The organism is Citrobacter sp. MGH100 (assembly GCF_001034465.1).
GTDB lineage: Bacteria > Pseudomonadota > Gammaproteobacteria > Enterobacterales > Enterobacteriaceae > Citrobacter > Citrobacter youngae.
In genome coordinates this window covers 429,907-444,309 of sequence record NZ_KQ089801.1, presented here as the reverse complement: position 1 = coordinate 444,309, position 14,403 = coordinate 429,907, and the positions used below count along the sequence as shown (strand labels likewise).

Sequence of the window (14,403 nt, the reverse complement as noted above, 5' to 3'; positions counted from 1 at the left end):
CCCGGCGTCGGTGCTAGCGCCCCTCGTCCGGGCTACTCAGGTATTACAAACTTCCCGCCGGGCGACTGCCTCTGCCCGCAGAACTTAACGTTCTCCCCGTTTGCTTACCGCCGAGGCTCTCCAGACGCATCTGGAACGGTGGGAACGGCATATCAATACCGTGCTCGCGGAAGCCTGCCAGAATCAGTTGGTGGATTTCATGGCGCAGCGGCATGCGATGCCCCATTTCAGCGGCATAAATACGCAGTTCGAAGATTTGAATTCCTTGTTGCAGGTCAACCAGGAAGACTTCTGGCGCCGGGTTATCGATAACCAGCGAGCAACGATGTGCGGCAGTCAGCAGGATCTGCGTAACCTCCTCGCTGTTAGCCTCCGACGGTGCCGGGATGGTTAACACCACACGGGTAACCGAATCGGATAGCGACCAGTTGATAAACTGTTCGGTGATAAAGGCTTTGTTGGGTACGATGATCTCTTTGCGGTCCCAGTCGCTGATAGTGGTGGCACGGGTATTAATTTTCGTCACGCTACCGGTGAGATCGCGAATGGTCACCGTGTCGCCAATACGGATTGGTTTTTCAAACAGGATGATCAGGCCGGAAATAAAGTTGGCGAAGATCTCCTGCAAGCCAAAGCCTAGCCCGACACCGAGAGCCGCCACCAGCCACTGCAGTTTGGACCACTCAATACCGATCATCGAGAAGCCAACCAAACCGCCAATCAGCATCAGCAGATATTTGGTGATGGTGGTGATGGCATAACCGGTGCCGGGGGTTAAATCCAGGTGCTGCAGCAACGCCAGCTCCAGCAATGCGGGCAGGTTTCGCACCAACTGCGTCGTGATGATAAACACCAGAATCGCAATTAACACCGCACCCAGTGTAATGGGCTCTAAACTTTCCACGCCCTGCACCGTGGAGGTGACATCCCATAGTGAGATATTTTCCAGGAAGCCGAAAGCGGAATGAATTTCTGACCACAGCACGATAACCGAAAGCAGGGCGATGAGCATCAGGATAGAACGCACCAGGCGCAATGATTGTGCGCTGATTGCATCAAGATCCACTTCGCTTTCGTCAACATCAACGGCTCCTTCGAGGCTGGTTGAGTGTGGCGGCTCTTCCTCACCGCGCGCGCGTTGCGCCAGCATTTCGGCGCGTCGATGCTTGGCACGATCGAATGCCAGACGGCGACGTTGGATAAGCATCCAACGGCGGATGACGTGATAGACCACCAGTAACAAGAACCAAATTGCTACCGAAGTCTCCAGGCGCGCCAGCAGGGCTTGTGATGTTGCCAGGTAGCCCACAGCTGCCGCGAGAATAGCAATCAGTGGTGCACCCATCAGCATATTCCACAGCATGCTGTTGACCATGTTGTCGCCATTGCCTTCTTTGTCGAGATACAGTGGTATGCCGGCGCGTTTCAGGCTCAGGGTTACGATCGCCAGCGCTCCGCAAATCAGGATAAAGCACAGACGTCCCAGTGAGGCGGAGAATTCCCGGTCATTGAGGTTATCAAACATAATCACCGCCATGATCAGCGGGACAATCAGCCCGATACTCATCAGGTAATAGTGCATGGCCTTCGCGACGCGGTTACGTGGCCAGCCAAAGTGGGCAATGAACAGACCGTTGGGACGCGCAAAGGTGGCGCAAATCATTACCGCCCATAGCATAGGCACCGTGGCGGTAACGCCATCGCCGATAGCAACAGCCAGCGGGTAAGGCCAAGCTTCCTGCAACCCGTAACCGAGCGTTGCCCACAGCACCGGCAGCGGTGAGGCGACGAGTATCGACCAGAATACCGTGCGTATCGTCAGCCAGAAGTGGTCCTGGGTAACTTTCCCAACCCGCGCTGACGAGCGTTCAAGGAAACGGGTGAAGTGCTTGCGCGAAGAGAGGCTAAAGCCAACCAGCACCAATGCTGCGAAAAGCGGCAATAGTGTTTCTTTGCTGGTCAGCATCATGATGCTGGCTTTACCCAACTGATTAAACGTATCTAATGAGATCAAACGCCGCAGATCCTGAACGATGTCGACAGGCCAGGAGAGCGAGATGGGACTGACGTCTGACGTCCAGAACAGATAGCGGTGCGTTGCTTCGTTGACCTCTTTGAGCGCATCTTCCAACTGGCTGTTGGAGACCTTGAGCTTGGTCAGCTCAAGGATCAGCGTATCGCCGCCCTGTAACAAAGAGTTCAACAGCTCACGCTGAGTGCGTAGCTGGGCGTTGAGAATGCTGCTCTGTTCAGCCGTTAGCGGTTGTCCATCGGCCTGATGAATCTGACGCAATTGCGGCTGTTTATTGAGGAGATCCTCATAGCGCATACGGTGTACGCGTAGCTGCGCCATTTCGGTATCCAACTGCTGGGGCTTGGGCATTTCCGGTAAACGGGATACCTGCGCGCGCAGCGCTTCTCCCAGCATATTTGAGACCCCCAGCCACTGGGACTGCTCTCGCAGCGTATTCAATGCCTGGCGCACCTGTAACGTTTGGCTGGCGGCCTGACGCTGTTGCGAGGCAACCAGGTCCATACGCTGCGCCTGCTGGTTTAAGGCCTGAGACAGTTCGCGGTTAACTTTAAACTGGTCAATGATGCCTTCCGGCAATCCTGCGCTGTTTTCTGCCAACAGTTCCGTGCTCTCCAGCGCACGTTCGGCTTCACGCTGGCGCTGGCTGTTGAGTTGGTTGCGTAATGCTTGCAGATAAGCGTCGAGTTGTTGGCTCTGCTTTTCTGCCAGTTCGGAGCGCATTCGCGCCAGTTCCTGGCGGTTGTTTGCGGAAAGCTGCGCCAGCTCCAGTTCATCGACCTGGGCTTTGAGTTTGGCGGATTCCGCCTGCATCGCCTGATTGAGCGCTGAGTTACTGTTAGCTGTACCCAGGCGTCGCTCAATATCATTTAACTGGCGGCGAGCATCGGTTTGTTGCTGAGGAAGTTGGCTTAACGAGTCGGCGATTTCCCGGGCGCGATCCTGCTCCTGCTGGGCCTGACGACTCTTTTCCAGCAGTTGGCTGCTAACCTGGAGGATCTCCTGGTTTAACGCATCGGTAGTGAGTCCGGTTGGCACATTGCGCGGTTCATCGCGCAGGTTACTAAGCTGTGCGCGTAACGTTGCGGACAGCTTGGGGAAGTTATCAATAATCTGCTGATATTGCTGGGCGCGCTCGAGAGAGCCTTTACGCTCCTCAAGGGCATTCAGCGCGGACTGGAGCGCCTCGACGGTTTCTGGCTGAGCGGGTTTTGCCGCTTTTGCCTGCTCCAGTTCCTGGGTGAGTTGTTTGGCATCGGGGGCCGTCGCAGCGTACGCCCCCAGGCTGAGGCACCAGGCCATCAGAAAAGTGATAATCAGGCGCACAGCAGCGATTCCTATGTTTAACTTTCGTCTTTTTTGTCGTCAACCAGCGGGCTGGCGTCGTGTTCTGCTTCGATCTCTTCTTTCGCCAGCGGGGCCGGTTCTGCCTCTGGCGTCACGAAAGTCTCGGTCGAGATGGCCATTGGTTGGCCGATTTTGGTCACGGAAAGATCCTGCAACTGCTCAACCAGGTTAACTTTGCCAGGTGCGAACAGGTTGATGACGGTGGAACCGAGTTTAAAGCGGCCCATTTCCTGACCTTTCAACAGCGCCACCGACCCTTCGCTTTCGCCTTCCGGCCATGTCCAGCGTTTGATCACGCCTTCACGCGGTGGGGTAATGGTGCCAGCCCATACGGTTTCAATGCTGCCGACGATGGTCGCGCCGACCAGAATCTGCACCATCGGGCCGAATTCGGTATCAAACAGGCAAATAACACGTTCGTTGCGGGCAAACAGGTTCGGCACGTTCTGCGCGGTCAGGATGTTCACAGAGAAGAGATCGCCCGGCACATACATCATTTCACGCAGGATACCGTTACACGGCATGTGTACACGGTGGTAATCGCGTGGAGATAAGTAAGTGGTCACAAACGTACCGTTGCGGAATTTGTCAGCCATCTGGTAGTTGCCAGCCAGCAGCGCTTCAAGGGTATAGCTATGCCCTTTAGCCTGCAGCAATTTGTCTTCTTCGATGTTGCCTAACTGGTTGATCACGCCGTCAGCGGGCATGACCAGTACGTTTGGATCGGTATTAATCGGGCGAGCATCGTCGCGCAGCGGGCGAACAAAGAAGTCGTTAAAGGTGCGATAGCTGGCAGTGTCCGGCTTTTGCGCCTCTTTCATATCGACCTTGTAGTATTTCACGAACAGATCGATAACCAGTTTAGTCAGCCATCCCGCTCGTTTGCTCGCACCCCAACCCGCCAGGCGAGTGAGCCATAGTTTCGGCAGAATGTATTGTAGCGAAAGCTTAAATGAGTTTAACAAGGTAGCCTCCAGGCCATAATTTGTTCCCGATCCGGCATATGGGCCGGATCCTGAAAAAAGGGGGACGATTCTAGCGATGCTTAGCTTAGTTGTCAGTCGTCTGTATCAGAAAAGTTTTTACGCGTTTTTACCTGCGCCATGCTTTCCAGGATGCGGTGATAATTTTCAAACCGAACCTCAGCAATTTTCCCTTCCTCGACAGCTTCACGAATTGCACAGCCCGGATCTGCATCATGTTTACAGTCGCGGTACTTGCAATGACCTAAATAGTCATGAAATTCGACAAAGCCATCAGTGATTTGTTCCGGTTCAAGATGCCACAGCCCAAACTCACGTACACCGGGGGAGTCGATGACATCGCCGCCGTGAGGGAAGTGGTACAGGCGAGAAGCTGTTGTGGTGTGCTGCCCAAGACCAGAGTTGTCGGAGACATCATTGGTCAGGATCTCTTCCTGCAGGCCGAGAAGATTATTGAGCAGGCTGGATTTACCTACGCCCGACTGACCGGCGAAAATGCTGATGCGATCGGTTAACGCTTTTTCAAGCGGTTTCAGGCCGTCTTTAGTGCGGCTTGAGACCATCAACACGCGATAACCAATGTGGCGATAAATATCCATCTGCTCGTTAACGAAGGCCATACCTTCGTCGTCCAGCAGATCAATTTTGTTGAGTACGATGATGGGCTCTACGTGCAAGGTTTCGCAAGCCACCAGATAGCGGTCGATAATATTCAGTGACAGCTCAGGTAAGATGGCTGAGACAATTACGATTTGATCGATGTTGGCCGCAATGGGTTTCACCCCGTCGTAAAAGTCCGGGCGAGTGAGTACTGAGATACGCTCATGTACCGCCTCAACGATCCCTTTAACATTCACGCCCTCTGCTGCCGCTTTACCCGGACGCCAGACTACACGATCGCCGGTAACCAGCGAACGAATGGTACGGCGGATGTTGCAACGGTGAATTTCCCCGTCAGCAGATTCTACGTCGGCATGCATGCCAAAACGGCTGATAACGATGCCTTCAGCGGTCTCGCCAAACAGGTTGTCGTCGTAGTCGGGCTTCTCCGCGGACGTTTTAAGACGACGCTGGTGATTGGCGTTCACGCGGCGCTGTTGGCCTTTGGAGAGTTTATTCTTACTCAATCGGACTGGCTCCTGGTCGCCCATAATGGGCAAAACATTTATGATACACGCAATTTTAGATGAATATAGTCACACTGAATGTGACGTCTGAAGGGTGGAAAATAGCATGAGTGCCAATGAAAACAACCTGATTTGGATCGATCTGGAGATGACAGGTCTGGATCCCGAGCGCGATCGCATTATTGAGATCGCTACGCTAGTGACTGATGCCAACCTGAATATCCTGGCTGAAGGACCGACAATTGCGGTGCATCAGTCTGATGAGCAACTGGCGTTAATGGATGACTGGAACGTACGTACGCATACCGGAAGTGGGCTGGTGGAACGCGTAAAAGCGAGCACCATGGGCGATCGTGAAGCCGAACTGGCGACGCTGGCCTTTTTAAAAGAGTGGGTTCCGGAAGGGAAATCACCTATCTGTGGCAACAGCATCGGCCAGGATCGCCGCTTCTTGTTTAAATACATGCCGGAGCTGGAGGCGTATTTCCATTATCGCTATCTGGACGTCAGCACGCTCAAAGAACTGGCGCGTCGTTGGAAGCCGGAAATCCTGGCTGGCTTCACCAAGCAGGGAACGCATCAGGCGATGGACGATATTCGTGAATCGGTTGCCGAGCTTGCTTACTATCGCGAACATTTCATTAAGCTTTGATTTTGTGGATTGCCGGGTGGCGGCTACGCCTTACCCGGCTTACGAATATCGTTCCTGTGAGCTTGCACTGAGGCAGAATTGTCGCTAAATTAGACGACTTGCCGATAAATTCAGCACTTAAACAGAAAAATGAGAAAATCGCTTTTCGGGGGGTTGCAGCTAAACGGATTTCTCGTATAATGCGCCTCCCGTAACGACAGAGAATTACGCGTTACGGCAGCAACAAAAGCAGTACAGATTTGCGGGAATAGCTCAGTTGGTAGAGCACGACCTTGCCAAGGTCGGGGTCGCGAGTTCGAGTCTCGTTTCCCGCTCCAAAATTTGAAAATGCTTGTAAAGCAAAGACACACCCAAGCGGGAATAGCTCAGTTGGTAGAGCACGACCTTGCCAAGGTCGGGGTCGCGAGTTCGAGTCTCGTTTCCCGCTCCAAAATTTGAAAGTGCTTATAAAGCACAGACCACCAATCGCAGGATTTCGAATTGCGACAAGGCGGCAACTGAATGAGTCCTTAGGAGCTTACTGAAGTAAGTGACTCAGGTGAATGAAGGCAGCCAACGCAGTAGCGGTTCGAAAGACGAAGATTATGCGGGAATAGCTCAGTTGGTAGAGCACGACCTTGCCAAGGTCGGGGTCGCGAGTTCGAGTCTCGTTTCCCGCTCCAAATTCTTACCCCAATAAAAATATCCACAACGAATAATCGCGTTGGGGACGTTTTGTTTCGTCATTGACATACTTTTGTAAACAGACTTATCCACAGGCTCGGGTATTATTCCTGGAATACAAAAAACTTCGCTGGGTGAATAGTATCATTTTAACTATTTGAAATTATTGAACTAATTATCATTTCAAATTGTTAATGCGATCACTTGACGATTTTTTCCCTCTTGAATATCAATGTGTTTTTATTTTTATACACAAGCTGTGGATGACTTACGCGTCGCGCGGCAGACCCTTTTCAATGACCCTGACCAAACGTTGTTTCTTCGGTAACTGCACCTCAACTACGCAGGCATTTCGCTTCTCAATTTGCTGAGCAACCGCCCAGTCTATGTGTTCGTCGAGAAGTGGGTGCTCACCTCTGCGACTTTCCAGAGCGTGAATAACCGCGTCATCCCATGGGGCATTACCCAACGCAACGGCGATATTTCGCAGCCAGCGCAGGTGGCCAATACGGCGAATGGCAGAACCTTCCGTGACTTTTAAAAACCACGCTTCGCTCCAGCTAAACAGCGCTATTAACTCTGGAGCATGAAGCTGCTTGCGCGGGTTGAAGTCATCCTCTGTCGTCAACTGTGAATAGCGGTTCCACGGGCAAATGAGCTGGCAATCATCGCAGCCGTAAATTCTATTGCCCATCAAGGGACGAAATTCTTCCGGGATAGCACCTTCCAGTTCGATAGTGAGATACGAGATACAGCGGCGTGCGTCTACCGTGTAGGGTTCCACGATGGCCCCGGTGGGACAGATGGTCATACAGGCAACACATTTCCCGCATCCTTCTTCGACTGGCTTATCGACCGGCAGAGGCACGTCGATCAGTAATTCCCCGAGGAAGAAAAATGAACCCGCCTCGCGATTGAGAATAAGTGAGTGCTTACCTGTCCAGCCAAGTCCGGCTTTTTCCGCCAAAGGACGCTCAAGAATGGGCGCGGAATCGACAAAAGGTCTAAAATTCAGCGAAACGCAGTGCTGTTGAATCCTCTCCCCCAGCTTTTTTAAGCGGTTACGCAGTAGCTTATGGTAGTCGCGCCCAAGCGCGTAACGGCTGACGTAACCGAGTGAGGGGTTTTTCAACGTGCTGGCAAAGGCGGCATTAGCAGGCAGATAGTTCATACGTACGCTGATGACGCGTAGCGTACCGGGTAATAATTCGTGAGGTCGGGCGCGCATCATGCCGTGACGGGCCATCCAGTCCATCTCGCCGTGGTATTGTTTATCCAGCCAGGCCTGCAGTTTGGGCTCCGCTTCGCTGAGGTCGGTATCGGCAATACCGACCTGCTGAAAGCCAAGCTCCAGCCCCCACTGCTTAATATTTTGCGCTAACTGATTGAGATCGAGGGGCTCTGACATGACGGACCATACAATGAAGAAAAACCCCGCAAGTATACCACACTCCATCTGGCACGCCGATGACATCAGGCGGATGGAGCGAGAGGCGGCAGACAGTTTAGGGCTGACGTTGTATGAGCTGATGCAACGGGCGGGAGAGGCGGCGTTTCAGGTCACCCGCGAGGCCTATCCGAATGCCCAACACTGGCTGGTGCTCTGCGGTCATGGCAACAACGGCGGTGATGGTTACGTGGTGGCAAGGCTTGCCAAAGCGCTGGGGCTTGAAGTCACGTTGCTGGCGCTCGAGAGTGATAAACCGCTCCCCGAGGAAGCGCGGCAGGCGCACGACGCCTGGCTTAACGCCGGTGGCGTGATTCATGCTGCGGATATTAACTGGCCAGACAGCGTGGACGTCATTATTGATGCGCTGTCAGGTACTGGCTTAAAAAACGCGCCGCGTGAACCTCTCCCGGCGTTGATCGAACGTGCCAATAGCCACCCAGCCCCTACAATCGCAATCGACATTCCATCCGGCCTACTGGCGCAGACAGGGGCGACGCCGGGGGCTGTCATCAACGCTGCGCACACCGTTACCTTTATTGCGCTCAAGCCAGGTCTGCTCACCGGTAAAGCACGCGATGTCACCGGGCGTCTGCATGTTAACGCACTCGGGCTGGACGACTGGCTGGCGGGGCAGAACGCGCCGCTGCAACGTTTTGATGCTCAACAGCTTGCGCACTGGCTAACGCCGCGTCGTCCCACCTCACACAAAGGCTCCCACGGTCGGCTGGTGATTATCGGCGGCGACCACGGCACGGCAGGCGCAATACGCATGGCCGGTGAAGCGGCGCTGCGCGCAGGAGCCGGGCTGGTCAAAGTGCTGACGCGCAGTGAAAACATTGCGCCTGTTCTGACTGCCAGACCAGAACTGATGGTCGATGCGCTGACGCCGCAGACTCTGGAAGAGTGTCTGGCATGGGCGGATGTTGTAGTGATAGGACCAGGGCTTGGTCAGCAGGAGTGGGGCAAAAAAGCGTTGCAAAAAGTAGAGAATTTTCGCAAACCGATGCTCTGGGATGCGGATGCGCTGAACCTGCTGGCAATCAATCCCGATAAACGTCACAATCGCGTGATCACGCCGCATCCTGGTGAAGCCGCGCGGCTGCTGGGCTGTTCCATTGCAGAAATTGAAGACGATCGCTTACTTTGTGCGCAACGTCTGGTAAAACGGTACGGAGGCGTGGTTGTGCTGAAAGGCGCGGGTACGGTTGTTGCTGCTGAACAGGCTGAGCTGGGTATTATTGATACCGGCAATGCCGGGATGGCCAGCGGCGGAATGGGTGATGTGCTTTCCGGTATTATTGGCGCATTGCTCGGACAGAAGCTTACCCCGTATGATGCAGCCTGTGCGGGATGTGTTGCGCATGGTGCGGCAGCGGATGTGCTGGCGGCGCGTTTTGGTACGCGTGGCATGCTGGCGACAGATCTCTTTACCACGCTACAGCGTATTGTTAACCCTGATGTGATTGACGTTTATCATGATGAATCGAGTAATTCCACTACCTGATGAACAGGCGACTTTAGACCTGGGACTGCGGGTAGCTAAAGCCTGTGACGGCGCGACGGTAATTTATTTGTACGGCGACCTGGGGGCGGGTAAAACCACTTTCAGCCGGGGATTCCTGCAGGCGTTAGGCCACAAAGGTAATGTAAAAAGCCCCACCTACACGCTGGTTGAACCCTATGCGCTCGATAATTTGATGGTATATCACTTCGATCTGTACCGACTTGCGGACCCGGAGGAGCTGGAATTTATGGGGATCCGCGATTATTTTGCCAATGATGCCATCTGCCTGGTGGAATGGCCGCAACAAGGTAAAGGTGTACTACCAGACCCGGACGTCGAAATACACATTGAATATCAGGCGCAAGGTCGTGAGGCGCGCGTAAGTGCAGTCTCCTCATCGGGTGAATTATTGCTGGCGCGTTTAGCCGATTAACCTTAAGGGTGGCGGGATGATTTATCGCATCAGAAACTGGCTGATGGCAACCCTGGTCCTGCTGTGCGCGCAGGCAGGGGCCGCCAGCCTCTCCGATCTTCAGGTTTCCAATGGCGATCAACAGGCGCGGATTACGCTGAGCTTTATTGGCGATCCTGAATACGCCGTGACTCAGGACGGGAAACGCACCGTCTCGTTGGATATTAAACAAACCGGTGTCATTCAGGGATTACCGCTGCTGTTTAGCGGCAATAATCTGGTGAAATCTATCCGTTCCGGCACGCCAAAAGATGCGCAGTCTCTGCGCCTGGTGGTGGATTTAACCGAGAACGGCAAAGCCGAAGCCGTTAAACGTCAGAACGGTGGCAATTATACCGTTGTGTTTACCATCAAAGCGGATGCGCCGCCGCCGCCACCACCGCCAGTGGTTGCGAAGCGTGTTGAAGCGCCGGTTGTCGCCCCTCGTCCTGCCGAGCCTGCGCGTAACCCGTTTAAAGCGGAAAATGATCGCACGACGATCGTTACTAACAGTAATACCTCCACACGACCTGCGGCGCGCGCCAGCACTGGCAACGGTGATAAAGTGGTTATTGCCATTGATGCCGGACACGGCGGGCAGGATCCTGGCGCGATTGGCCCTGGCGGCACGCGTGAGAAAAACGTCACGATTGCCGTGGCGCGCAAACTGCGCAGCTTGCTCAATGATGACCCGATGTTTAAAGGCGTCCTCACTCGTGATGGTGATTACTTTATCTCGGTGATGGGGCGTTCAGACGTCGCGCGTAAACAAAACGCCAATTTCCTGGTCTCTATTCATGCGGATGCCGCGCCAAACCGGGATGCCACCGGCGCTTCCGTCTGGGTTCTGTCAAACCGTCGGGCGAACAGTGAGATGGCCGGCTGGCTGGAACAGCACGAGAAGCAATCAGAGCTGTTGGGCGGCGCGGGCGATGTGCTGGCAAACAGCCAGTCCGATCCTTATCTCAGCCAGGCCGTGCTGGACCTGCAGTTCGGCCATTCGCAACGTGTCGGGTATGATGTGGCGACCAGCATGATCGGCCAGTTAGAACGTATTGGCTCGATGCATAAGCGTCGTCCTGAACACGCCAGTCTGGGGGTATTACGTTCGCCTGATATCCCGTCAGTGCTGGTTGAGACCGGCTTTATCAGTAACAACAGCGAAGAGCGTCTGTTGGCGAGTGATGATTATCAGCAGCAGCTGGCCGAGGCGATTTACAAAGGATTGCGTAACTATTTCCAGGCGCACCCGATGCAAACCGGGCCGCAGGGCGCACAGGCGCAAACCGCCAGTGCTGTATCGCCTGGCAGCACGTTAACAAATTAAGGATTAGCCATGCCGATTCAGGTTCTACCGCCACAGCTGGCGAACCAGATTGCCGCAGGCGAGGTGGTAGAACGGCCTGCGTCAGTGGTGAAAGAGCTGGTGGAAAACAGCATTGATGCTGGTGCGACGCGCATTGATATTGATATAGAGCGCGGTGGTGCGAAGCTTATCCGTATTCGTGACAACGGCTGCGGGATTAAAAAAGACGAGCTGGCGTTGGCGCTGGCGCGTCATGCCACCAGTAAAATTGCCTCGCTTGACGATCTCGAGGCCATCGTGAGCCTCGGATTTCGCGGCGAAGCGCTGGCCAGTATCAGCTCCGTCTCTCGTTTAACCCTGACGTCGCGGACACAAGAGCAGCCTGAGGCCTGGCAAGCCTATGCTGAAGGGCGCGACATGGATGTGACGGTTAAACCTGCCGCGCATCCGGTGGGTACTACGCTGGAAGTGCTGGATCTGTTTTACAACACGCCAGCCCGACGCAAGTTTATGCGCACGGAGAAAACCGAGTTTAATCATATCGACGAGATTATTCGCCGCATTGCGTTGGCGCGTTTCGATGTGACAATTAATTTGTCACACAACGGCAAAATGGTGCGCCAGTATCGTGCCGTAGCGGCGGATGGACAAAAAGAGCGCCGACTGGGCGCGATTTGCGGCACGCCGTTTCTGGAACATGCGCTGGCGATTGAATGGCAGCATGGCGATTTAACCCTGCGCGGCTGGGTGGCCGATCCGAACCACATAACGGCAGCGCTGGCGGAAATCCAGTACTGCTATGTGAATGGCCGGATGATGCGCGACCGGCTGATCAACCATGCTATCCGCCAGGCCTGTGAAGATAAGCTGGGAGCCGATCAACAACCCGCTTTTGTGCTGTATCTGGAAATCGACCCGCATCAGGTGGATGTTAACGTACATCCTGCCAAACATGAGGTCCGTTTTCATCAATCCCGCCTGGTGCACGATTTTATTTACCAGGGCGTGTTGAGCGTCCTGCAACAGCAGCTTGAAACATCGCTGCCGTTGGCTGACGACAATGAGCCTGCCCCAAGGCACATTCCGGAAAGCCGTGTCGCCGCCGGACGTAACCATTTTGCCGAACCGACTCCCGCGCGCGAACCAGCGACACCGCGTTACTCTGCTTCCACTGGCGCTGGAAGCAGCAGTAGTGGCGCAGGCCGTCAGGCAGCGAGCTGGCCGCATGCCCAGCCTGGATATCAAAAGCAGCAGGGCGAAATTTATCAGCGCCTGCTGCAGACACCGGCTCCAATGCACAAACCACCGGTCACTGAAACGCCGGCAGCACCTCTTACCGGTAACAGTCAAGGGTTTGGAAGGGTGCTGACTATCGTAGGGACCGACTGTGCATTACTGGAAAGCGATAGCCAGATTCGGCTGCTGGCGTTACCTGTTGCGGAACGGTGGTTGCGGCAGGCGCAGCTTACGCCCGGCCAGGCCCCTGTTTGCGCTCAGCCATTGCTGATCCCGTTACGTCTAAAAGTCACCGCTGACGAAAAAGCAGCGTTGCAAAAAGGGCAGAGCCAACTGGCCGATTTGGGGATTGAATTTCAGCTGGATGCGCAGCATGTGACCATCCGGGCGGTGCCTTTACCCTTACGCCAACAAAATTTACAAATCTTGATTCCTGAACTGATAGGCTACCTGGCGCAGCAAACCGTATTCGAAGCGGGCAACATTGCGCAGTGGATTGCACGTAACCTGATGAGCGAGCATCCGCAGTGGAGCATGGCCCAGGCGATTACGCTGTTAGCGGATGTTGAGCGGCTCTGCCCACAACTCGTGAAGGCACCGCCGGGTGGTCTGTTACAACCTGTTGATTTACATTCGGTAATGAATGCCCTGAAACATGAGTGATACCCGTAAGGCGAGCCTGCCAAAGGCGATTTTTTTGATGGGGCCAACGGCCTCCGGTAAAACAGCATTAGCAATTGAATTGCGTAAAGTTTTGCCCGTAGAGTTGATAAGCGTTGATTCCGCCCTTATTTACAAGGGGATGGATATCGGCACCGCGAAGCCTGATGCTGATGAATTGAAGGCCGCACCACACCGATTGCTGGATATTCGCGATCCGGCGCAAGCGTATTCTGCTGCGGATTTTCGTCGCGATGCGTTAGCTGAGATGGCCGACATCACCGCCGCGGGGCGTATCCCGTTGCTGGTGGGTGGCACAATGTTATATTTCAAAGCCTTGCTTGAAGGGCTGTCGCCGTTACCGTCGGCGGACCCGGAAGTCAGGGCCAGAATTGAGCAGCAGGCGGCAGAGCAGGGTTGGGACGCGTTACACCGACAGCTTCAGGACATCGATCCGGTGGCTGCAGCGCGGATTCATCCAAATGATCCGCAAAGACTTTCCCGGGCACTGGAAGTTTTTTTCATTTCGGGTAAAACTTTAACGGAGCTGACGCAAACGTCAGGAGATGCTTTGCCGTATCAGGTGCATCAGTTTGCAATCGCCCCGGCGAGCCGTGAACTGCTCCATCAGCGAATTGAGCAGCGTTTTCATCAGATGTTAGCTTCAGGTTTTGAAGCAGAAGTCCGGGCGCTTTTTGCCCGTGGAGATTTGCATACGGATTTGCCTTCCATTCGTTGTGTAGGGTATCGCCAGATGTGGTCATACATTGAAGGTGAAATTTCATACGATGAAATGGTTTATAGAGGTGTTTGCGCCACGAGGCAGTTAGCGAAGCGGCAGATAACCTGGTTGCGTGGTTGGGAAGGGGTGCACTGGCTTGACAGTGAAAAGCCTGACCAGGCGCGAAACGAAGTATTACAGGTTGTTGGTGCTATCGCGAACTGAATGTGTACAATTGAAACGTATCGTGCGCAATTTTTCAGAACCATAA

At 54.3% G+C, this 14,403-nt stretch carries 10 protein-coding genes and 3 tRNA genes; 9 read left to right on the top strand and 4 right to left on the bottom strand.

The features are described from left to right. Positions 1-43: 43 nt before the first annotated feature. The 3 genes from mscM to rsgA all read right to left on the bottom strand — a co-directional run bounded on the left by mscM (position 44) and on the right by rsgA (position 5,489). Entirely contained in the window at positions 44-3,358 is a 3,315-nt protein-coding gene (gene mscM, locus SK32_RS13735; RefSeq protein WP_048212902.1) for a miniconductance mechanosensitive channel MscM, read from the bottom strand. Between the two features lie 17 nt (positions 3,359-3,375). Beyond that, positions 3,376-4,344, bottom strand: a complete 969-nt coding sequence (gene asd, locus SK32_RS13730; RefSeq protein ID WP_048212901.1) for an archaetidylserine decarboxylase — start codon at positions 4,342-4,344, stop codon at positions 3,376-3,378. A 92-nt stretch (positions 4,345-4,436) separates the two neighbouring features. Further along, a complete protein-coding gene (gene rsgA / locus SK32_RS13725; protein WP_048212900.1) occupies positions 4,437-5,489 on the bottom strand; it encodes a small ribosomal subunit biogenesis GTPase RsgA in 1,053 nt (350 codons plus the stop codon). Positions 5,490-5,595: 106 nt separating this feature from the next. Here rsgA and orn point away from each other — a divergent pair, with 106 nt between their 5' ends. The 4 genes from orn to SK32_RS13705 all read left to right on the top strand — a co-directional run bounded on the left by orn (position 5,596) and on the right by SK32_RS13705 (position 6,803). Beyond that, positions 5,596-6,141 carry an oligoribonuclease gene (gene orn / locus SK32_RS13720; RefSeq protein ID WP_003839477.1) on the top strand — a complete coding sequence of 182 codons (546 nt, stop codon included), beginning with the start codon at positions 5,596-5,598 and terminating at the stop codon, positions 6,139-6,141. A 241-nt stretch (positions 6,142-6,382) separates the two neighbouring features. Continuing rightward, positions 6,383-6,458, top strand: a tRNA-Gly gene (locus tag SK32_RS13715). Between the two features lie 37 nt (positions 6,459-6,495). Continuing rightward, a tRNA-Gly gene (locus tag SK32_RS13710) sits at positions 6,496-6,571 on the top strand. Between the two features lie 156 nt (positions 6,572-6,727). Further along, positions 6,728-6,803, top strand: a tRNA-Gly gene (locus SK32_RS13705). A gap of 269 nt (positions 6,804-7,072) precedes the next feature. On the opposite strand, the gene queG is transcribed toward SK32_RS13705, so the two are convergent. Further along, positions 7,073-8,212 (bottom strand): tRNA epoxyqueuosine(34) reductase QueG, encoded by a 1,140-nt coding sequence (gene queG, locus SK32_RS13700; RefSeq protein WP_048212899.1) that lies wholly within the window; start codon positions 8,210-8,212, stop codon positions 7,073-7,075. On the opposite strand from queG, the gene nnr reads away from it, so the two are divergent. Genes nnr through miaA form a run of 5 tightly spaced genes read left to right on the top strand, consistent with a single transcriptional unit; the run spans position 8,211 to position 14,357 of the window. After that, positions 8,211-9,758, top strand: a complete 1,548-nt coding sequence (gene nnr, locus SK32_RS13695) for a bifunctional ADP-dependent NAD(P)H-hydrate dehydratase/NAD(P)H-hydrate epimerase (protein ID WP_048212898.1) — start codon at positions 8,211-8,213, stop codon at positions 9,756-9,758. The genes queG and nnr overlap by 2 nt on opposite strands. Beyond that, positions 9,730-10,191, top strand: coding sequence for a tRNA (adenosine(37)-N6)-threonylcarbamoyltransferase complex ATPase subunit type 1 TsaE (gene tsaE / locus SK32_RS13690; RefSeq protein WP_048212897.1), 462 nt, complete (start codon positions 9,730-9,732; stop codon positions 10,189-10,191). Before nnr ends, tsaE begins: the two co-directional genes overlap by 29 nt. Positions 10,192-10,207: 16 nt before the next feature. After that, positions 10,208-11,536: an N-acetylmuramoyl-L-alanine amidase AmiB gene (gene amiB, locus SK32_RS13685; protein WP_048212896.1), complete on the top strand. Its 1,329-nt coding sequence runs from the start codon at positions 10,208-10,210 to the stop codon at positions 11,534-11,536. A 9-nt stretch (positions 11,537-11,545) separates the two neighbouring features. Beyond that, positions 11,546-13,414, top strand: coding sequence for a DNA mismatch repair endonuclease MutL (gene mutL, locus SK32_RS13680; protein WP_048212895.1), 1,869 nt, complete (start codon positions 11,546-11,548; stop codon positions 13,412-13,414). Then, positions 13,407-14,357: a tRNA (adenosine(37)-N6)-dimethylallyltransferase MiaA gene (miaA, locus tag SK32_RS13675; protein ID WP_048212894.1), complete on the top strand. Its 951-nt coding sequence runs from the start codon at positions 13,407-13,409 to the stop codon at positions 14,355-14,357. The genes mutL and miaA overlap by 8 nt, the downstream gene beginning before the upstream one ends. Positions 14,358-14,403 lie beyond the last annotated feature (46 nt).